Origin of the sequence: Corynebacterium sp. LK31, from assembly GCF_014335015.1 — a bacterium.
GTDB classification, from domain to species: domain Bacteria; phylum Actinomycetota; class Actinomycetes; order Mycobacteriales; family Mycobacteriaceae; genus Corynebacterium; species Corynebacterium jeikeium_D.
The window spans coordinates 1-18,454 of sequence record NZ_PDGW01000025.1; the positions used below are offsets into that span (position 1 = coordinate 1).

Below are 18,454 nucleotides of genomic sequence, written 5' to 3' on the forward strand. Positions count from 1 at the left end.
TGGACAAAAGTGTCATAAAGGTAGTCAGTAACTCATGGGGTGAGGCACTGCGGTGCCGAGTGTCGGGGCGAGCCAAACAGGGGACTGAGTATGGGCGAAGGGTACCGTAAAGCGCCGAAAAGCACTGGATACTGTCAAGACCGTTAAGGAAGTCAGGGCATAGAAAAAGCCCCTCGCGCCATGTGCATCAAATGCAACATGAGCGAGGGGCTATCGCCCGAAACCGGCGGTCAGCCTAGGTCGGCCTAGGCCAGCCTGGGCCAACCAGGCCAACCAGGCCAGCCAGGAGCAAGCAGCTAGTCCTACTTCTTCAGACCGTCGATGATCTCGTTGAACTCAGCGGACGGACGCATAACTGCGGAGGTCTTCTCATCGTCCGGCAGGAAGTAGCCACCCAGATCAGCTGGGGAACCCTGAGCATCAATCAGGGTCTTGGCGATGGACTCTTCCTTCTCCGTGAGAGCCTTAGCGACCGGTGCGAAAACTTCCTTCAGCTCGGAGTTCTCGTCCTGCTTGGCCAGCTCCTGTGCCCAGTAGAGAGCCAGGTAGAAGTGGGAGCCGCGGTTGTCGATTTCGCCAGCCTTGCGGGACGGCGACTTGCCCTCGTCGAGTAGGGTAGCGGTTGCCTTATCCAGGGCCTCAGCCAGGACGCGTGGACGTGGGTCGTCGTCATGCTCAGCGGCGTAGCGCAGGGACTCGGCCAGTGCCAGGAACTCACCCAGGGAGTCCCAGCGCAGGTGGTTTTCTTCCTGAACCTGCTGGACGTGCTTCGGTGCGGAACCGCCTGCGCCGGTCTCGAACAGGCCGCCCCCGGCCATCAGCGGCACGACCGACAGCATCTTGGCGGAGGTGCCCAGCTCCATGATCGGGAACAGGTCGGTGAGGTAGTCACGCAGAACGTTACCGGTTACGGAAATGGTGTTCTCGCCGCGGCGGATGCGCTCGAGGGAGAACTTGGTAGCGGACACCGGATCCATGATGCGGATATCCAGACCCTCGGTGTCGTGGTCTGCCAGGTACTCGTTGACCTTGCTGATCAGGTTGTTGTCGTGCGCACGCTGCGGGTCCAGCCAGAACACTGCAGGGTCGCCAGTGATACGAGCGCGGTTAACGGCCAGCTTCACCCAGTCGCGGATTGGGGCGTCCTTGGTCTGGCAGGAGCGCCAGATGTCACCCTCGGCGACGTGGTGCTCAATCAGAACCTCGCCAGCGGAGTTGATGACCTGCAGGACACCGTCAACCGGAATCTGGAAAGTCTTGTCGTGGGAGCCGTACTCCTCAGCCTTCTGAGCCATCAGGCCGACGTTCGGGACAGAGCCCATGGTGGCCGGGTCGAAAGCGCCATTGGCGCGGCAGTCCTCGATAACAGCCTGGTAGACGCCTGCGTAGGAGGAGTCCGGGATGACTGCGAGGGTGTCGCGCTCCTCACCATCCGGACCCCAGCCCTTGCCGCCGTTGCGGATCAGGGCCGGCATGGAAGCGTCAACGATGACGTCAGACGGAACGTGGAGGTTGGTGATGCCCTTATCGGAGTTGACCATGTAAAGGGCCGGACCTTCCTTCAGGTCCTTCTCGATAGCGGACTTGACGGCCGCCGCAGTAGCGTCGTCAAGCTTGTGTAGACCATCGAGCATGGCGCCCAGGCCGTTGTCCGGAGTCAGGTTGGCGGCAGCCAGCTTGGACTCGAACTTCGGGAAAACAGATGGCAGGAAGGCCTTGACAACCTCGCCGAAGATCAGCGGGTCGGAGACCTTCATCATGGTGGCCTTCAAGTGGACGGAGAACAGGATGTTCTCGCGCTGTGCGCGACGGATCTGAGCGCGCAGGAAGTTGTCCAGGATGTGGACGTTCATGCCCGTGCCGTCAATAATCTCGCCCTTGAGGACCGGCATGTCCTTCTTCAGGGTGATGATCTGGCCGTCGTTAGCCTCGAGCTGGTAGGTCAGCTTGTCGTCGGCCGGCATGACAACGGACTTCTCGTTGTGGCGGAAGTCGTTGGAGGCCATGGTGGCGACGTTGGTCTTGGAGTCTGCGGACCAAGCGCCCATGCGGTGCGGGTGCTTGCGGGCGTAGTTCTTCACCGGCTCCGGAGCGCGGCGGTCGGAGTTGCCCTCACGCAGTACCGGGTTAACGGCAGAGCCCTTGACCTTGTCGAACTTGGCGCGGTCGGCGGTCTCCTCGTCGCCTTCCGGCTGCGACTTGTACTTCGGAATGTCATAGCCCTTTTCCTGCAGCTCTGCGACAGCGCGCTTAATCTGCGGGACGGATGCAGAGATATTCGGCAGCTTGATGATGTTGGCGTCCGGCTCCTTGACCAGCTTGCCCAGGGCTGCCAGCGCATCCTCTACCTTCTGTTCGTCCGAAAGACGCTCCGGGAACTGAGCCAGAATGCGGCCTGCGAGGGAGATGTCGCGGGTTTCAACATTGACACCAGCCTGGCTTGCAAATGCCTCCACGATTGGCTTCAGCGAGTAGCTCGCCAGCAGAGGGGCTTCGTCAGTACGGGTCCAAATAATTGTCGCCATAATTCATGTCTCCTATCTGTTTTGTTCCACGATAACCCAGTTTTGAATCTTGGGTTGTGTCGGGGCATAGCGCAAAAACAGTGATAGTGATATGAATAACGCAATTATGTGAGGTAAGTCACGAAATGCGCAATTATTTGTCGCTTATTCGCCGCTTTTCATTCCATTTTTCGCTTTACGACGGCCCCCGCGCTCAAACCCTTCAAATACGAAAAACCGCGCTGGGGTGTCGTGCACGCCGGCGCGGTTGTTCAGGGCAGCCTATTTAGTTCTGTGTATTGTTCGGAGGATTGTTCTGGCCGAACTGGTAGCCCTGAGTGTTCTGAGACTGTGGGTACTGCGGAGCATAGCCCTGCCCCGGGGCCGACTGGGTAGTCCTGACCAGTTTCTGGCCGCGGAACCATGCGCGCATGTCCTTGAGGAACATAAGAACGCAAGCCGCGATCAGCATGGCACCTGCGAGGAAGAGGACTACATCCACCCAGGAGCTCAAGAACAGGAGGGGGATGATGGTCATAGCCAACGCCAGTGGTGCCACGGTGACGCAGAAAAAGATTGGTGCCGTCGAGTCTTCACCGCGGAGGATGGAGTGAATCCAGTATGCGGTCAAGGTGACAAGCATCATTCCCATCAGTAAGAGGACTGGAACAAGAACGAGGGCGGCTGCAGCGCCCATAATGTAGCCGATGTCATCCCAAGAATCACCCAACGATGACTCTAGGCTGCCGAGATCGTTGGCGCCCTGGATGCCGAGCGTGATTGCGTACAGAACTGCGATGATGCCAATCAGAGTTGAAAAACCGACCAAGCCGGTAGTGATTCGGGGGATGAGTGGCATGCGCTGCCACATGTTCTGCAGTGTGGCGTTTGCAGGCAGCGGTGGTACATCCGTGGTCACCGTGGTGGTTACTGTCGCAGGACTGGTTTGAGTGGGGGCGGACCACTGTGCTTGCTGGGTTTGCGTCTGGAACGAGGATTCCTGCGCAGTGGGTACCGGGCGATTTGCCAGCCCGCGCAGCGTCGCAATGGTGATGGTGGCGTTCTCATCGGCCAGCAAAGCGTCGTATTCGCGACGACGTCCCTCATCGCCAAGCACTTGCAGCGCAGTGAGCTTCTCCTGGAACTCGCCGGAGTACTCCGAGACGCCAGCATCTCGCAGTTCGGAGAGTTGATTAGAAAGATTTGCATGGAGCTCTTCGGTGCTGGCTGCGCTATCCAGCGTCAGAGACTCGTAGAGGTTATAGCGGTCGCCCATAGTGGATCAAGATCCTATCGGTATTGCAGTTCGAAATATCTTTTAAAACAATTTACCTGGTAGCTATTACGGCAGCATCGAAGACCCGGAGCGCTCGATGGTAGGAAGTCCGTGGCGCTCGAAGGGAATTCGTAGTCCTCGGCAAACAATGCCGATTACAAAATGCATTGGGAAGAACTTGAGTGAGCGACTTCCACTAATGGCCGCAGATGTTATTCCGCGCACAAATACCCGGGGAACAGGCGGATTAAATAGCGAAATTTTTGTGTTGCGGAGTAGAGTCTCATTTTTCCCTTGCGGCTCCCCTCACGGTTTTGCGAGCCCGTCTTGGGTCGAAAGTCGAGGGGAACTGAGAGTCCACCAACTGGCGTAAGAAGAGAAAAGGAGACGGTCGCAATGACGTCGTCAAGCGAAGTAACAACCCACAACGACGACCACAAACCGCGTGCGCGTCGTGCGGGAGCGTTTAGCTCGCATCGCCGTCCTGTTCCGGTGCAGGACGACATCTCTGATCTACGCCGAATCTTGGTGATTGTGGCTCTGTCGGTCGGTGCATTCGGCATCGGCGTTACCGAGTTTGTGGCCATGGGCCTGCTGCCTTACATCGCTGGTGCCTTCGGACGTGATGAGGATGCCGCAGGGCGCATGATTTCGATGTACGCACTCGGTGTTGTCGTGGGCGCACCCCTAATTACCGTGCTGACCGGCTCGATTCCGCGCAGGCGCATGCTCCTGCTGCTGATGGCGGCATTTACCATCGGCAATGGTGCCACGGTTTGGGCAGGCACACTGGGCTCTTTCGAAGCGGTCATGGTCTCGCGCTTCATCGCCGGTCTGCCGCACGGCGCGTATTTCTCGGTGGCGGCGCTGGTGGCTGCCTCCCTGGCTAAGCCGGGACAGCGCGGCAAGATGGTGGCTCTGTCGGGCGTGGGGTTGTCGGTGGCGACTGTGATTGGTGTGCCGGCCGCGCAGGTGCTGGGACAGATTTACGGTTGGCGCAGCGCCTTCGCGTTTGTCGCGGTCATCGGGCTGATTGCATTTGTTTCGCTGTGGTTCGCCGTGCCGCATATGAACCGCATGCCGAAGACACGTCCGATGGATGAGCTCTCGGCTCTGGTGACACCGCAGGTGCTGCTGACCGTCGCAATCGGCACCGTTGGTTTCGGCGGCATGTTCGCGGTTTACACCTACATCACCTGGACTATGACTCGCGAAGCGGGCATGAGCGAAAACCACATCTGGATTGTGCTGATGGCCTACGGCATCGGCATGGTTGTCGGTACTTACATCGGTGGCTGGCTCTCCGACCGCATCGGGGAGTGGGGCATCATGGTTGCGCTGGTGCTGATGGTAATCATGCTCAGCGTCTTCTACTTCACCTCACAGAATGCTGTGCTGGGCACGATCAACTTCCTCCTTATCGGTCTGCTGGGATCGGTATTGGTGCCAAATCTGCAGACCCGTCTGATGGATGTCGCCGGTCGCGCACAGACGCTGGCGGCAGCTCTCAACCAGGCCGCATTGAACATGGCCAACGCCTTTGGAGCGGCGCTCGGTGGTTGGGTCATTGCGTCCGGTTATGGCTACCGCGCACCGGCTTTGGGCGGCGCGACGTTGGCGATGTTGGCTATCTTCATCGCTCTGCCGACCATTGTTCTTTACCGCCGCTCACAGGCGAAGAAGGCTGAGCGCATCGAACTGCGCTAGGGGTCTTCAAGGCGTAGTGCACGCATAGGTAACGTATGAGGGCATGAGCCTTACAATCGCGACAATCAATGTCAACGGCATCCGCGCCGCCGTCAAGGAGCGCAGCGAAACCAACCTGGGATTGCTGGAGTGGTTGAAGCACACCAGTTCCGATGTCGTTTTGTTGCAGGAAGTCCGCGCCACCGACGACCAGGCACGCAAGGCCCTCGCGCCCGCTTTCGATGCCGGATGGCATTGGGTCGGCGCTGAAAACCTGGGTGCAAAGGGGCGCGCCGGCGTGGGCATTCTCTCGCGCTTTCCGCTTAACGACGTCCAGGTGGGCATCGGCTCCGAGGAGTTCGAAGAATCCGGTCGGTTTATCAGTGGTATTGCCCCGGCAGCGGACACCGGCCTGGATGTGGATGTCCAGATTGCCAGCCTCTACCTGCCCTCTGGTGCTGCCCTGAGCGAGAAGCAGGATGAGAAGTACCGCTTCCTCGATGCCTTCTCCGACTACCTGGCGGAACTGGGTGCCAAGGGGCGCGACGGTCACCACGCAGTCATCGGCGGCGACTGGAACATCTGCCACCGCGAACAGGATTTGAAGAACTGGAAGACCAACCGCCGCAAGAGCGGTTTCCTACCGCAGGAGCGTGCCTGGATGGACTCGGTCTTCGGCTGCTGGCCCGATGAGGTTCCCCAGGATTCGCAGGTTCAGGCCAGCGAAAAGGAGCTGGAATCCGGTGCCTTCTCCGATGGTTCTGTGTGGGAGGCCCCGAAGCTCAATGCAGATCCGGTGTGGTTTGATGTCACTCGCCGTCTGCACCCAGAGGCCGACGGTCCTTGGTCCTGGTGGACCTACCGCGGTAAGGCGTTCGATACCGATGCCGGCTGGCGGATCGACTACCAGGCGGTAACCGAACCAATGCTCAAGCGTGCTGTCAGCTCGGTAGTGGATAAGCCTGCCGCCTACGACCTTCGCTGGACGGACCACGCGCCGGTGATCGTGGAGTACGCCTAAACCCGGCATACGCCTAACCCCGAGCGGACTAGTGTGCTCTGAGGTCAGCGAACTCTGGGATCAACTCCGGCTCGGGAGCGGTTACGAGATGCCGGTTCTGCCGCAACATGGAGGCGATGCCGTCAACGATGGCGTCGGCCCATTTGTCCTGCATAGCGGGGTCGGCCAAATCGCGGGTGAGTTTTTCAGCGCCCACCGCTCCCAGCGATAGCGCAATTGTCGGCGCATGCGGCCGCGAACTCTGGTTCACCGCCACTGCCGGCGCCAGGCCGGTGCGAAACTCGGTTGGCACCCCGTTTGTGCTGTAACTGCTGTGCGGATTGAAACCTCGGTAAACCATTCCGTCGCGCACACCCGCCGCCAACTGCCAATCGGCAGGAGCATCGTCCTCAGGTTCGAGAGACTTCACCACAGCGGATACCGAAAAGCCACGATCGCCGATGTTATCCCCAGAAAGAGTCTGGCCCTCTGATGAGCGACCGACGATTACGGTGGCTGCGCTCGCCGTGTCGTCGGCAAGCGAATGTGCGCCAACGATTGCGCCGCGCTGACGGAGCTTGTCGCTGGCGCGTTGCACGATGCTGTCGATGTGAGCGGAAGTATCCCCACTCAAACGCAGCGCGCGAGGCAGGTCGGCGTTGATAGCCTCGATGGCCTCGCGGCGAGAGTCGACGGTGATGTGCGCGCCGGCGAGCGGATCGACAGCCTCGTCAGGGGAGGGGACGATCGGCTGGCGCGGAGGCATCCACAGCGGATTGGGGCGCGCCGGGCGGTGTGGGGAACTGTTGACAACAGCGTGCAACTCTTCAGGTGAAAACATCTTGTTGACCGCGAAAATCATCACCGAACTGTCGTGATACACAGGCGTGAGCCCCGGCGCGTGCCATGCCCAGGAACGCATCGACAGCGCCTCCGTGCCATCCGTGTTCACACCCGGCGGGGAACTAATGATGTAGTGCACTCCCAATTTCTTCGCCATGGCATCGAACTCTGGATGTGAGCCCAGCAGGTCAACGTTTATCGGCAGCTTGTTGCTCGCCTCGGCAGTTTTGTCGGAGAAGGAGAAATGGCGGAACAGGGTCGGCAGTCCGGCGATGGCATACATCCACGCAGAACCGTCACGACGGTCATTGAGAATATGCCCCTCAAACGCATGCGGCTGTGCGGACAGCCAATCAATAGCTTCCATGTCCGCAGCGGTCACAAACGTGCTTCCGAAACTCTGGCGAATTGCCTCGCGCTGAGCAGGCCCACTCGCCCAGGTCGCAGGCACAATCGCCAGTGCCGCTACGAGCCCCATCGCCAGCGCAGGATTCCACGACTTGGTCGGCTGATCTCGCTTTGCGACGATCCACTGCGCCGCAGCCACAATCCCGACAACGGCAGCCGCGACTGCGTAGCCGACCAGCACTGCGCGCAGAATTCCCATAACCGCCTGCATGCGGTACGGCATGTCGTAGAAGAAAGTGCCAATAAACTTCAGATAGGTGCCGAACGGCTCAGACCAACGGGACTGCGCACTATCGGACACCACAAAGAGCAGCCCGAAAACCAGTGCCGGCCACGGAGCCCATGGGCTGTCTGGCAGGCGAGAGACAAGCGCCACCACCAGGCCGATGAGCACAAGAACCAGAACAGTCCGGGAAAAGATGGGCTCGTCAGCATAGCGGGAAAACCCAATCAGAGTTCGCCACAGTGATTCGGAGCGGGAAATCTCAATTTGGCCGGTAAAGCCCGCAACGGATTCGCCTTGCCCCCTCGCGGACAAAGCTGCCGGGAGAGTCATCACCAGGGCGAGCGCGCCGATAATTAGCGTGCGAACTAGGCCACTGACGCTCGGTTGGGTAATCAACCACAAGCCAACAAAGAGCACGGCAGCAATTGCGCCGGCCGGGTGGGTGATAAACGTGCCGACCAGGGCAAGCGCAGCGGGGACAATATAGCCCCGCATGGTCAAAGCCGCAGCAATCGGCAAAGCGGCCACCGCGAGCAGATACGGCATGGAGGAGGTGCGCCAAAGGGCCACCCAAATCTCCGGAAGCATCAGCGTCGCGACGGCAGCTGCGGGACCGGCATAGGCCGCCCACTTAGGACCAACTGCGGTGCGGGCTAGCACCGCAGTTGCTGCGGGAACAAGCAGCGCCGGGGCCAAGAACGCAAACACGTTGGAATCGAGGAAGACCGAGCCGGGCAGCAGCCCCGCCATGGCATGCCAGCCGGTGGGGTAGAACATTTCGGCCCCGGTCTCCTGATTCATCAGGTCACCGGCCGCGGTGGGCGAGGCTATTGCATGCTCGTCAATGAACCGGAGGAAGTTGGTATGCCAGAGCATGTCCCAGGCTTCGCGGATAGCGCCGGGGCCGCCAGGGACGTCGTTAAGCACGAGCATGGCGCGCATCGAGCCGACTACCGTAACTCCGACGACAATCATCGCGGTGACAACGCCGGAATCGAAGCCGTCTTCGGGCGTTGCTCGGGGGACGAATCTGCGCACCAGATAGCCAATAGCACAGAACCATGCCCACATGCCGGCCACGAAGAGCCAGGTGTAATCCAGCCCGAGCACGTGAGACAACCATGCGGAAAAACCGGTCACACCCAGCATTAATGGGCCGGCAGATGCCAACGCGAGCGTGGGACGTAGCCCACTGGCCCAACCGAGAACTGCGCCTGGGACCAGCAGGATGAAGACGGCAACCGCAATGGCAGCGAGCATGGGACTCCTGACGGATAAGAGAATTGAATTAGTCCAATAATACCTGTGGGTTAGTTCGGCACTTGGGACGCGAGCGCCTAAGATTTGAAGAAGGACTGATGGGACTTCAGCCGCTGTAAAACCCAAGCGCGAATCTGCGCGGGACTTGAAGCGAGCTCGGTGCGGACCAGGAAAGGAGAGGACATCCCCAGTGAAAAACGGCGAGAGCGATAACAAGCGGCACCAGATGGCCGATTTGGAAGCCATCGCACGGAGTCTGCAGAACGACCCTGGCACTGCTGTCAATGTCCCAGTGGTCGTGACTTCCGGTGTCATTGTTGCGTTTATCGTGCTGTCTTTTGCCTACGCGTGGCCACTGTGGATTTCCCTCGGACTCATTGTTCTGCTGGGAGTCGTGATGGTCGTGTCCTACACCCGCAGGCCACCCGTAGCTCCGCTCGAGTTGACCCAGGGGGAGCGTGAGCGTGTTCGCCGTGTTCTCTCCGAACACGGCATCCGCCCAGCTGTCTCGTTGGTGCGCGCACTGTACCCCGAGGAATCGCCAGCCGCTGCGGCGCGCACCGTCAAATTGCTATCCGATCGAATGCTTGTGGAGCAAGGGGACGAGGGTCGTCGGGGCTAGCGTTTGGTAGTCGGTTTCCCGCAAAAGCCCGTCGTGTTGTCGAAACGGGTACGCCGTCGACTCTCCACTGCGGGCCTCGCGCTAGACTTATTGGCTATGAGTGAAAGCAAGGGTCCTGAAGCAACTAATCCTGCACCGAGTGCTCGTAAGCAGCGCGTTCTGTCCGGCATTCAGCCGACCGCAGATTCCTACCACCTGGGCAACTACCTGGGTGCATTGAAGAACTGGATTAATCTGCAGGATGACTTCGATGCTTACTACTTCATTCCAGACCTGCACGCCATCACTGTCGAGCAGAATCCGAAGGAGCTGCGTCAGCGCACTATCGCAGGTGCCGCACAGCTGATTGCACTCGGTATTGATCCGGAGAAGTCGGTTCTCTTCGTGCAGTCGCATGTGCCCGAGCACGCGGAGCTCGGATGGGTGTTGACTTGCTTGACTGGCTTTGGTGAAGCCAGCCGTATGACGCAGTTCAAGGACAAGTCCTCTCGTCAGGGCGCGGAACATACCTCCGCTGGTTTGTTCGCGTACCCGATGCTGATGGCTGCCGACATCTTGCTTTACCGCCCACAGCTGGTGCCGGTGGGGGAGGATCAGCGCCAGCACCTCGAACTGACGCGTAACCTGGCGCAGCGTTTCAACTCCCGCTACAAGAAGACCTTCGTGGTGCCGGATCCACACATCATGGAAGGCTCCGCGAAGATTTACGACTTGCAGGATCCGACCTCGAAGATGAGCAAGTCGGGTGCAAATCCGAAGGGCATTATTAACCTCTTGGACGACCCGAAGGTCTCCGCCAAGCGCATTCGCTCGGCCGTTACCGACAATGACGGAGAGATCCGCTTCGACCGTGAGAACAAGCCGGGCGTTTCCAACCTGCTGGTCATTCAGTCGGCGTTGACCGACAAGCCTGTCGACGAGCTCGTTGCCGGCTACGAAGGCGCTGGCTACGGCCAGCTGAAGGCCGATACCGCAGATGCGCTGGAGGCATTCACCACGCCACTGCGTGCACGCTATGAGGAGCTCATGGCTGATCGCGGTGAGCTGGAACGGATCCTAGCCGAAGGCGCAGACCGCGCCCGTGAAGTTGCCGCCAAGACACTTGCAGATGTGTACGAGCGCGTCGGGTTCCTGAAGGCCGCCAACCGGTAATTCAGCTGTAGACTCTGCGCTTCAGTCTCCGTACCGAAAGCTGGCACGTTAAGGTAGGGGACATGGCAACCTCTACTCAAAAAGATCCGAAGAGAACGGACCGCTATGGCATCGAGCGTGTACACGCCGATGAACCGAGCGCAATCGACCGCCTCCGCGAAAAGTGGGCGTGGTTCGATCACGTTATGCGGATGCAGGAGCGCTACTCCGAGCAGGGCGGTAACTTTTTTGCCGCCGCTGTCACGTACTTCTCCGTGCTGTCGATTTTCCCCCTAATCATGACGGCATTTGCCATCCTCGCGCTTGTGTTGCGTGGCAATGAGCAGCTGCTTGAGCAAATCCAGTCCGCTATCACCGACTCCATCGATGGGTCGATGGGCGACACCATCAACGCAATTATCGAAGGCGCGATCGATCAGGCAGGTGGCGTCTTCACCGTCGGTTTCATTGCCACCCTGTGGTCGGGGCTTGGTTGGATGGGCAACCTCTCCAACGCAGTGACACAGCTGTGGAAGCGCCCGCTAGGCGCTAGCAACTTCGTGATCGGAAAGGTTCGCGACCTGCTGCGTCTGCTGGGCATGCTGGTTATGATCCTGCTGACCTTCGCTGTCACTGCAGCCGGCTCTTCCGGACTGACCCAGTCCCTGCTGGACAAGATTGGTCTGGCCCATGTTCCGGGAATCACTATCATTGCGGGATTGATTGCCATCGCCATTGGTCTCGTCGCCAACTGGCTGCTGTTCTTCTGGATGCTCGCTTTTCTGCCACGCGGGGGCGCCCCGTTCCGCTCTGCGGCAAAGGGTGCGATTATCGGTGCGATTGGCCTTGAGGTTGTCAAGCAGCTCGGTAGCGTTTTCTTCTCCAACGCCCTGTCGAACCCGGCCGGTGCAGTTTTCGGTCCGGTCATCGGTTTGATGGTCGTTTTCTACCTCATCTGGCGCATCACTATGTACGCCACCGCCTGGACCGCGACGACCGAAGAAGCGCTTGCCGACGAGGAGCTGGATGCACCTGCTCCTGCTGTCATTAACGTCCGTGCGGAAGCGGCCAACCCGTCCGGATTGAACCGCCTGCTCGGTTCGAAATAATTAGCCTCGATCGCGTCTGCCGAAGCGGTAGGTGACCATCGCAATCAATGCGATGACACCTACGATGGCAGCGCTGACAGTAATTTTTAGCCCGGTTCCTGTTGACTCGTTGTCCAGGATATCGGGCAATTTTTCTACCAACTTATCCTCAGTCGCTTCCGCTTCGAGGACACCGACAGAGCTGTCCTGCGGTGCCGCGAAGCCGGCGTCGAGAAGCGATGCCGCCTGCTCCCAGGGGCGCGGTGAATCCTCCACAGTGACGTCGAGAACGATGACGCCGAGACGACGGCCATCGCGCTCAGCCACCCCAGCGAAGGTATGACGGGCATCGTCGGTAAAACCGGTCTTGCCTCCAAGGGCGCCGGGGTAGTCCTGGGCAATCAGCTGATTGTCGTTGGCGATTTCGAAGTCATCGACCTCGAGAGCCTTGTCTCCGGGGATGGTGGCCAGGCGGGTGGCCGAGAGCTTGCGATAAATCTCATTGTTGAATGCGTGCTGGAAGAACAGTGACATGTCGTATGCCGACGTCATCTGTCCCGGAGCATCGAGACCAGTCGGGTTGACCACTCGCGTATCCGTCGCCCCCAACTTCTTTGCCAGGGCATTGACCTTCTCTGTGGTCTTATCCATGCCACCAAGTTCGCGAGCCAAGGCGTGGCCGGTGTCGTTGCCGGAGTTAAGCAGCAGACCAGTCAGGAGCGTTTCTACCGAGTAGTTCACGTCCTCGACGATGCCGACACGAGAGCCCTCCATGTTCGCGTCCTCGAAGGTCGCCTTGACTGGAGTGTCGAGCTTCAAATTCTCGATTGCCTCCATCGCCAGCAGCACCTTAATAATCGATGCCGGACGGTAGCGGCCGTGCGGGTCCTTCGCCGCAAGGACATCGCCGGATTTCAAATCGAACACCGTCCATGCAGAGGCGGAGAGGTCCTTCGGAACGTCAAACCCCTCACCGCTGACAATGCCGCAGGCGGACATCTTGCTACCTCCAGCCGGCTTTTGAGGAACCGGAAGTGGAGCGGGAGATGTTTCGCCGGGAGCCGGAACCTCAGAGGAATCCACTGGTGCTGGTGGAAGGGTCTTGTAGGGGCAGCCCTCCGTGTCACGGATATCAGGTGCGGGACCGACAATCGGGGCGTCGTCGGTAAGCGAGGTGCTCTGCGCCATGGCTGCGGGGGCGGTGCTCGGCAGAAGCAGAGCGCTGGTAGCTAGCAGCGTAACGGCAGATGAGAAGCGGCGAGAGGGAAACATGATGAAATAAGGGTAGTAAAACGTCACCCGAAATGACGTATTCGTCGTGTGTGGATGGGGGGAAAACGGGGGAGCGGAAGCCTTTGTACAAAGCAGAATTACGATTCACCGGCAGTGAAGTAGAAGCGGAGGGCACAGTACCGATAGTCTGGCCATTATGACTAATTCTTTGCACAGTGATGCTCAGTCTCTGGACACACAGTCTTCGGCATCGAATCTCGATGAGATGCGCAAGGTTGTCGCCAGCCTGCCCAAGGTACTGCTTCACGATCACCTCGATGGCGGCCTGCGCCCGCAGACCGTTATCGACCTGGCCGCGGACTGCGGTTACACCGATCAGTTGCCCACCACCGACGTGGATGAACTGGAGAAGTGGTTCATTGACACCGGCAACTCTGGCTCGTTGCCGAGCTACCTGACCGCCTTCGCGCACACCTGCGCCGTCATGCAGACCGCTGAGTCGCTGACGCGCGTTGCGCGTGAGGCCGTCGAGGATCTGGCCGCCGACAACGTCGTCTACGCTGAGCTGCGCCTGGCTCCGGAAAACCATTTGGAAAAGGGCCTGGATATGCAGGCTGTCATCGACGCACTGGTCGAAGGCCTGGCGCAGGGTGAAGCCCATGCCGCCGCTGAGGGAAAGCACATCACCGCACGTCTGCTGGTCTGTGCGATGCGCCAGAATGACAATTCCAAGGAAGTCGCACAGCTGGTCATCGACAACTACGGGAAGAACTCCGACGGGTACGTTGTCGGTTTTGACATCGCTGGACCGGAAAACGGCTTCCCACCGGCTAACCATGCCGAAGCATTCACCATGCTGCGGGAAAACCTCATTCCGGTCACCATTCACGCAGGTGAAGACGCCGGTGTGGATTCGTTGCAGGACGCTGTCGTGCAAGGTGCTCGCCGCCTGGGTCACGGCGTGCGCATCTACGAGGACTTCGGTGCTTCCCTCGAGGGCATCGAATGCCAGGAGGTTGCCTCCGCTATTCGTGACCGCCAGATTCCGCTGGAAATCTGCCCGACCTCCAACGTTCAGACTGGTGTCTGTGACAGCGTTGCGGATCACCCGTTCTCGCTTCTCGACGATATGAGTTTCGCCTGCACGGTCAACACGGATAACCGTCTGATTGGTGCGACTTCCATGACCCGGGAGTGCATGGAGTTGGTGGAGAACTTCGGTTACGGCTACAGCGAGCTGTTCGAACTGACCTCGAATGCGCTAAACAATGCATTCGTGGATCTGCCGACCCGCGAGCACATCATGGACACCATTATTTACCCCGCTTACCTGCAGCTTATCGACAACAGCGACGAGGACATCGAAACTGATGTCAACGGTGCGGGTTTCGGTGCCGAAGATGAGCTGAACCTGACGCTGGACTAGCCAGCGCCGGCCAGCTTTGCTGGGAGGAGCTAGATCTTGGTCGTGAACCGAGCGGCCAAGTCCTTCTCCAGCTGCCTCCAGCCCTCGGCCTCATCGTCGTAAGGCGGAACTGGCTCGGACATTTCTCCGGTGTCCAGCAGGAAGTTCAGCAGCCACTGCAGCTGCTGGTTGCCCGCCAGTACCTCGTTCACGGCATCATCTCCAGCCCAGTCAGCGGCGTCTGCGAGTAGCTCGTACGCGCGGGCGAGCTGGGCGGTGTCCACGGCGTTCGGGCCCTTTTCAATGTCCTCGGCCAGACCGGTAAACGAATACTCATTGTCCTCGTGCACTACGGCCTCCAGTTCACCTGCGTTGGCCGCGGTGATGATTTCATCCCACGTCGTCAGCGCCGACATGTCGTGATGCTTGTGCTCCAGCAGCCAACGCACCATCGTGCGGGGCTGTGAGAACGTGTGAATCTCACCGGCGCTGCCCAGGAATAGCGGGCGACGCCCCATGTAACAACGCAAGGTGTAGAGCGTGCGGCCAGCGATGGAGATCTTGATCGGGTCGATGCCAGCGTTGGCCCACACCGTCTGGTCGTACGGATCGCCGGCGGTCTCCTCTGCGGACTTCTTTTCCTCTTCGCGCTTCTTCTCCGCTGCTTCACGACGCTCACGCTCCGCGGCCTCCGCTTCCTTTAATGCGGCTGCAGCAGCGGTTTCAGACTCTTCATCGATGCTCGGAGTATTTGCGCCGATGGCGTCGATAGCGTCAATGCAATTGTCCCAGTTGGTCAAGATGACATTGCCGATAGCCGACCACTGAGCGGCGCCACTGCCCTGGAAATGATCAGCACCATTTTGTGTGGCAGCCAGGACAGAGTGAGAGGCGAACATCTGGTTGATCGGAGTGAGATCCGCGATTGCACCAATCGCGCGAGTGATGGCAAGAATGCGATCTGCGCGCGAAACATGGTCGTAGTCGGCCCGGCCGGCCAGAATCTCTGGCAGCCCAATCAGGTCATAGCGGTGGCGTGGCGCCGCGATGGCAGCTCCCGGTAGCTGCTGGTTGAAGTTGCGCCAGCTGGGGTGCTGCGTGAAGTCGTGAGGAGCATCCGACTGTAGGAAAGCCAGGAGCTTTGCCGCCGATGAGAACAAATAGATGTCATCACCGCGGCCGAGCAGAGCCTGCCACTCGGAGCCACCCTCACGCCAGCTTGGAGCCCACAACGTGTAAAAGGTGCCCGAGGTCAGCTCGAGTTCGATAGGAACGATGCCTTTCCTGGCCATAGTTTTCGTCGCAGCCCTTCTGCTTGTCGGTGATTATTAAAACTCAAAAATTGTCATACCTGCAGCGCCCCCACGGGTGGCAAGTTTGCGTATTCCTATCTTAGAAGTTTTACGACGCAGATACCCACCGCACTATCCGGTCGGACGGTAGAACCCCTTAAACGGCATGCCGATGTTGGTCGTACGCACGGGGTTTACCTGCACCGGATCGCCCGCTTCGACCATCTTTCCGTCACCGATGACCATGGCGACATGGCCGTCCCACACTGCAAGATCGCCAGGTAGCAGTTCATCCTGGCTCACCTGTCTGCCGACGGCCTGTGCTTCTGCCGTGCGGGGAATATCAACACCAGCTTGCCCGTAGGCCCAGTGCGTTAAGCCTGAACAATCGAGCGCCTGCCCCGGCGTATTTCCGCCCCAACCATAGGGCGTTCCGACGGCACTCAGTGCAGCCTTCACCGCAGCTTGGGCCTCTGGTGTGGGCGCGCCAGCTCCAGCATCCGCAGGTACCGGCGCGCTGCCCGAATCGGACGACGCCTCCGAACCATCTGCAGCGTCGGTAGCGCTAGCCGATCCTGGGGTGTTCGTAGACGTAGAAGCGAGGGCGGCTTGAGTGGTACCTGGGGCCTCCAACTGTGCCGAGTGAGGTGGGGTAGGGGTGTCCACCGCGGTACTCGCTTGCTGTATCAGCGACTGCACCAGAGGTCGCAGTTCTTGCTCTAGTTTCATGAGCCGCGCAATGGCCTGGGAGATCGCGGAACTGGCCGCTGAGGCTAGGCTGGCGCCGGTCGCGGCGAGACCAGCGGGCCCCGCAGCCGTCGCAGTCAACGAGCCCATGGCGGAAGTGACAAAATCCATGGCGATCCGGGCCAAATCAGTGGCCGCTGACATTACTGAGGCCAGCCCCTTGGCAATGTCACTGTCAATGGTTCCGGCGCGAGTTTCCAAGTCGGCTGCCGCATTTGCAGCCCGTTTGAGACTTGTTCCCGCGGCCCCTGCTCCGGAACCAGCACCATCGCCCCAGTTGCGGTCAACGGAATCTGCCACTGAGCGCCAGGCGGTACTCGCGGCGGGTATTGCGGCCCCGTCAAGTCCTGCCAGTGCGGGTGCGATGGCAGGACTTAGCTGTTGTGCAATCGCGGTGGGGACCTCCGTAAGTAGATTGGTGGGAAGCATCACGCACCGCCCATTCCGCGAGTTGCAACGGCTCCCATTTTCGGTGAGATGGACTGCAGCGCATATGCGCCGGCATCTTCAGCAGTGGACACCGCAGAGACAAGAGCGTTCAGTGCACGAGCAGCGCTGGTGCCGTACTCATTCAGCTCAGCTACATGCTCATGCTGGCGCTGTAGAGCAGTGGCTGCAGCGTGACAGAAGGGCCCAGCAAACGGGACGTCGCCAAGCGAGAGCAGTGCGCTGATGCCCAAGTCAGCGCCGCTGACCTGCTGCGACAACGCGTCAAGGCGCGTGGCATCGGCAGAAATAAGCTCTGGCGCCAGCGTAAAGACTGAGTCATTCCCGCTAGTGGTCGGAGAGAGAAACGATTGGCTGTGGGAACTGTGTGGTGATGGACGGGACAATGTTGACGGCCTCTCTAGGAAATTCGCGTGTGGTTCAACACTCAGTGCTGTGGCTGAACGGCTAGCGGGGTTCGGACGGCGGCTGAGCGGCAAGTGGTTTGGTAGTAAGCGGGCTTACGCAAATGGGGCGCAGTAAAAAGCCCTCGTATTGTTAGGCGCGAAAAAGGCCGATTCGGTTCCATCTTTTTTGGGAACGCGTTTTCAGAAACTTGCGATGCCGGCACCAGAGCGGCAAAAGCAAAGCAATGTATTTTGGAAGGCATGGAGATTACCGTTGTCAACCATCCCTTGGCACAGTCACGTTTGACCATTCTGCGCGACGCGCGCACTGATAACGCGGGCTTCCGTGCGGCACTCGCCGATCTGGGCGCAATGCTGATTTACGAGGCAAGCCGGGAGCTGCCCGTCGATAACTTCGATGTTCAGACCCCAATCACTACCGCGCCGGGTTACCGTCTGCAGGATCCGCCGATTATTGTTCCCGTCATTCGTGCGGGGCTTGGCATGATCGATCCGTCGCTGTCGATGATTCCGGATGCGCAGGTGGGCTTTATTGGCTTGGCTCGTAATGAGGAAACTCATGAGCCGGTGCCGTACCTCGAGGCGCTGCCGGAGGATCTGTCCGGGCGCACTGTCTTCCTGGTCGACCCGATGCTGGCAACCGGCGGTTCACTGCTGCATGCCCTGAAGCTGTTGGCGGATCGCGGAGCGGACAACATCACGGCCGTGTGCATCATTTCTGCACAGCAGGGTGTCGACGCCTTGAAGGAATCCGGTTTCCCGGTGCGTCTTGTCACCACTGTGGTGGACCCGGATCTTAACGAGGATGCCTACATTGTGCCGGGGTTGGGAGATGCGGGCGACCGTCTCTACGGTCCCCGCAACATTGATCTTTAAATT

The 18,454-nt window shown here is 59.6% G+C and carries 14 protein-coding genes; 7 read left to right on the forward strand and 7 right to left on the reverse strand.

Annotation, left to right across the window (positions count from 1 at the left end; translation table 11 throughout):
• Positions 1-302 precede the first annotated feature (302 nt).
• Both CRD18_RS09835 and CRD18_RS09840 read right to left on the reverse strand, forming a co-directional pair.
• Positions 303-2,525 (reverse strand): NADP-dependent isocitrate dehydrogenase, encoded by a 2,223-nt coding sequence (locus tag CRD18_RS09835; RefSeq protein WP_069359424.1) that lies wholly within the window; start codon positions 2,523-2,525, stop codon positions 303-305.
• Between the two features lie 265 nt (positions 2,526-2,790).
• Positions 2,791-3,780, reverse strand: coding sequence for a hypothetical protein (locus tag CRD18_RS09840; protein WP_049193271.1), 990 nt, complete (start codon positions 3,778-3,780; stop codon positions 2,791-2,793).
• A 396-nt stretch (positions 3,781-4,176) separates the two neighbouring features.
• On the opposite strand from CRD18_RS09840, the gene CRD18_RS09845 reads away from it, so the two are divergent.
• Together CRD18_RS09845 and CRD18_RS09850 are read left to right on the forward strand one after the other, a co-directional pair.
• Positions 4,177-5,487 (forward strand): MFS transporter, encoded by a 1,311-nt coding sequence (locus CRD18_RS09845; RefSeq protein ID WP_070827532.1) that lies wholly within the window; start codon positions 4,177-4,179, stop codon positions 5,485-5,487.
• Between the two features lie 43 nt (positions 5,488-5,530).
• Complete coding sequence (locus CRD18_RS09850; RefSeq protein WP_049171950.1) at positions 5,531-6,487, forward strand: exodeoxyribonuclease III; 957 nt, start codon at positions 5,531-5,533, stop codon at positions 6,485-6,487.
• Positions 6,488-6,515: 28 nt separating this feature from the next.
• On the opposite strand, the gene CRD18_RS09855 is transcribed toward CRD18_RS09850, so the two are convergent.
• Positions 6,516-9,203 carry a DUF6541 family protein gene (locus CRD18_RS09855; RefSeq protein WP_070827534.1) on the reverse strand — a complete coding sequence of 896 codons (2,688 nt, stop codon included), beginning with the start codon at positions 9,201-9,203 and terminating at the stop codon, positions 6,516-6,518.
• A 190-nt stretch (positions 9,204-9,393) separates the two neighbouring features.
• On the opposite strand from CRD18_RS09855, the gene CRD18_RS09860 reads away from it, so the two are divergent.
• The 3 genes from CRD18_RS09860 (at position 9,394) to CRD18_RS09870 (ending at position 12,065) form a co-directional block, all read left to right on the forward strand.
• Positions 9,394-9,825 (forward strand): hypothetical protein, encoded by a 432-nt coding sequence (locus tag CRD18_RS09860; protein WP_049190315.1) that lies wholly within the window; start codon positions 9,394-9,396, stop codon positions 9,823-9,825.
• Between the two features lie 96 nt (positions 9,826-9,921).
• Positions 9,922-10,977 carry a tryptophan--tRNA ligase gene (gene trpS / locus CRD18_RS09865; protein ID WP_049171954.1) on the forward strand — a complete coding sequence of 352 codons (1,056 nt, stop codon included), beginning with the start codon at positions 9,922-9,924 and terminating at the stop codon, positions 10,975-10,977.
• Positions 10,978-11,039: 62 nt separating this feature from the next.
• Positions 11,040-12,065 carry a YhjD/YihY/BrkB family envelope integrity protein gene (locus CRD18_RS09870; protein ID WP_070549728.1) on the forward strand — a complete coding sequence of 342 codons (1,026 nt, stop codon included), beginning with the start codon at positions 11,040-11,042 and terminating at the stop codon, positions 12,063-12,065.
• Here CRD18_RS09870 and CRD18_RS09875 read toward each other — a convergent pair whose 3' ends face one another.
• Entirely contained in the window at positions 12,066-13,316 is a 1,251-nt protein-coding gene (locus CRD18_RS09875) for a D-alanyl-D-alanine carboxypeptidase family protein (RefSeq protein WP_187406705.1), read from the reverse strand.
• Between the two features lie 157 nt (positions 13,317-13,473).
• Between CRD18_RS09875 and CRD18_RS09880 the strand changes: the two genes are divergently transcribed.
• Complete coding sequence (locus CRD18_RS09880; RefSeq protein WP_016422148.1) at positions 13,474-14,703, forward strand: adenosine deaminase; 1,230 nt, start codon at positions 13,474-13,476, stop codon at positions 14,701-14,703.
• 29 nt (positions 14,704-14,732) lie between these two features.
• Here CRD18_RS09880 and CRD18_RS09885 read toward each other — a convergent pair whose 3' ends face one another.
• The 3 genes from CRD18_RS09885 to CRD18_RS09895 form a co-directional block, all read right to left on the reverse strand.
• Positions 14,733-15,974 carry a hypothetical protein gene (locus CRD18_RS09885; RefSeq protein ID WP_070827536.1) on the reverse strand — a complete coding sequence of 414 codons (1,242 nt, stop codon included), beginning with the start codon at positions 15,972-15,974 and terminating at the stop codon, positions 14,733-14,735.
• Positions 15,975-16,106: 132 nt separating this feature from the next.
• On the reverse strand, positions 16,107-17,150 hold the full coding sequence (locus CRD18_RS09890; protein ID WP_187406717.1) for a C40 family peptidase: 1,044 nt from the start codon (positions 17,148-17,150) through the stop codon (positions 16,107-16,109).
• Complete coding sequence (locus CRD18_RS09895; protein WP_070429820.1) at positions 17,150-17,554, reverse strand: hypothetical protein; 405 nt, start codon at positions 17,552-17,554, stop codon at positions 17,150-17,152. The genes CRD18_RS09890 and CRD18_RS09895 overlap by 1 nt, the downstream gene beginning before the upstream one ends.
• A 261-nt stretch (positions 17,555-17,815) precedes the next feature.
• Here CRD18_RS09895 and upp point away from each other — a divergent pair, with 261 nt between their 5' ends.
• Entirely contained in the window at positions 17,816-18,451 is a 636-nt protein-coding gene (gene upp, locus CRD18_RS09900; protein ID WP_049171962.1) for a uracil phosphoribosyltransferase, read from the forward strand.
• The last annotated feature ends 3 nt before the right edge of the window (positions 18,452-18,454 follow it).

Excerpts from the sequence above, each read along its gene's own strand:
- CRD18_RS09875 (WP_187406705.1), bottom strand. The coding sequence starts at position 13,316 with ATGTTTCCCTCTCGCCGCTTCTCATCTGCCGTTACGCTGCTAGCTACC.
- CRD18_RS09845 (WP_070827532.1), top strand. The coding sequence starts at position 4,177 with ATGACGTCGTCAAGCGAAGTAACAACCCACAACGACGACCACAAACCG.
- CRD18_RS09840 (WP_049193271.1), bottom strand. The coding sequence starts at position 3,780 with ATGGGCGACCGCTATAACCTCTACGAGTCTCTGACGCTGGATAGCGCA.
- CRD18_RS09890 (WP_187406717.1), bottom strand. The coding sequence starts at position 17,150 with ATGCTTCCCACCAATCTACTTACGGAGGTCCCCACCGCGATTGCACAA.
- CRD18_RS09850 (WP_049171950.1), top strand. The coding sequence starts at position 5,531 with ATGAGCCTTACAATCGCGACAATCAATGTCAACGGCATCCGCGCCGCC.
- trpS (WP_049171954.1), top strand. The coding sequence starts at position 9,922 with ATGAGTGAAAGCAAGGGTCCTGAAGCAACTAATCCTGCACCGAGTGCT.
- upp (WP_049171962.1), top strand. The coding sequence starts at position 17,816 with ATGGAGATTACCGTTGTCAACCATCCCTTGGCACAGTCACGTTTGACC.
- CRD18_RS09880 (WP_016422148.1), top strand. The coding sequence starts at position 13,474 with ATGACTAATTCTTTGCACAGTGATGCTCAGTCTCTGGACACACAGTCT.
- CRD18_RS09855 (WP_070827534.1), bottom strand. The coding sequence starts at position 9,203 with ATGCTCGCTGCCATTGCGGTTGCCGTCTTCATCCTGCTGGTCCCAGGC.
- CRD18_RS09835 (WP_069359424.1), bottom strand. The coding sequence starts at position 2,525 with ATGGCGACAATTATTTGGACCCGTACTGACGAAGCCCCTCTGCTGGCG.
- CRD18_RS09885 (WP_070827536.1), bottom strand. The coding sequence starts at position 15,974 with ATGGCCAGGAAAGGCATCGTTCCTATCGAACTCGAGCTGACCTCGGGC.
- CRD18_RS09870 (WP_070549728.1), top strand. The coding sequence starts at position 11,040 with ATGGCAACCTCTACTCAAAAAGATCCGAAGAGAACGGACCGCTATGGC.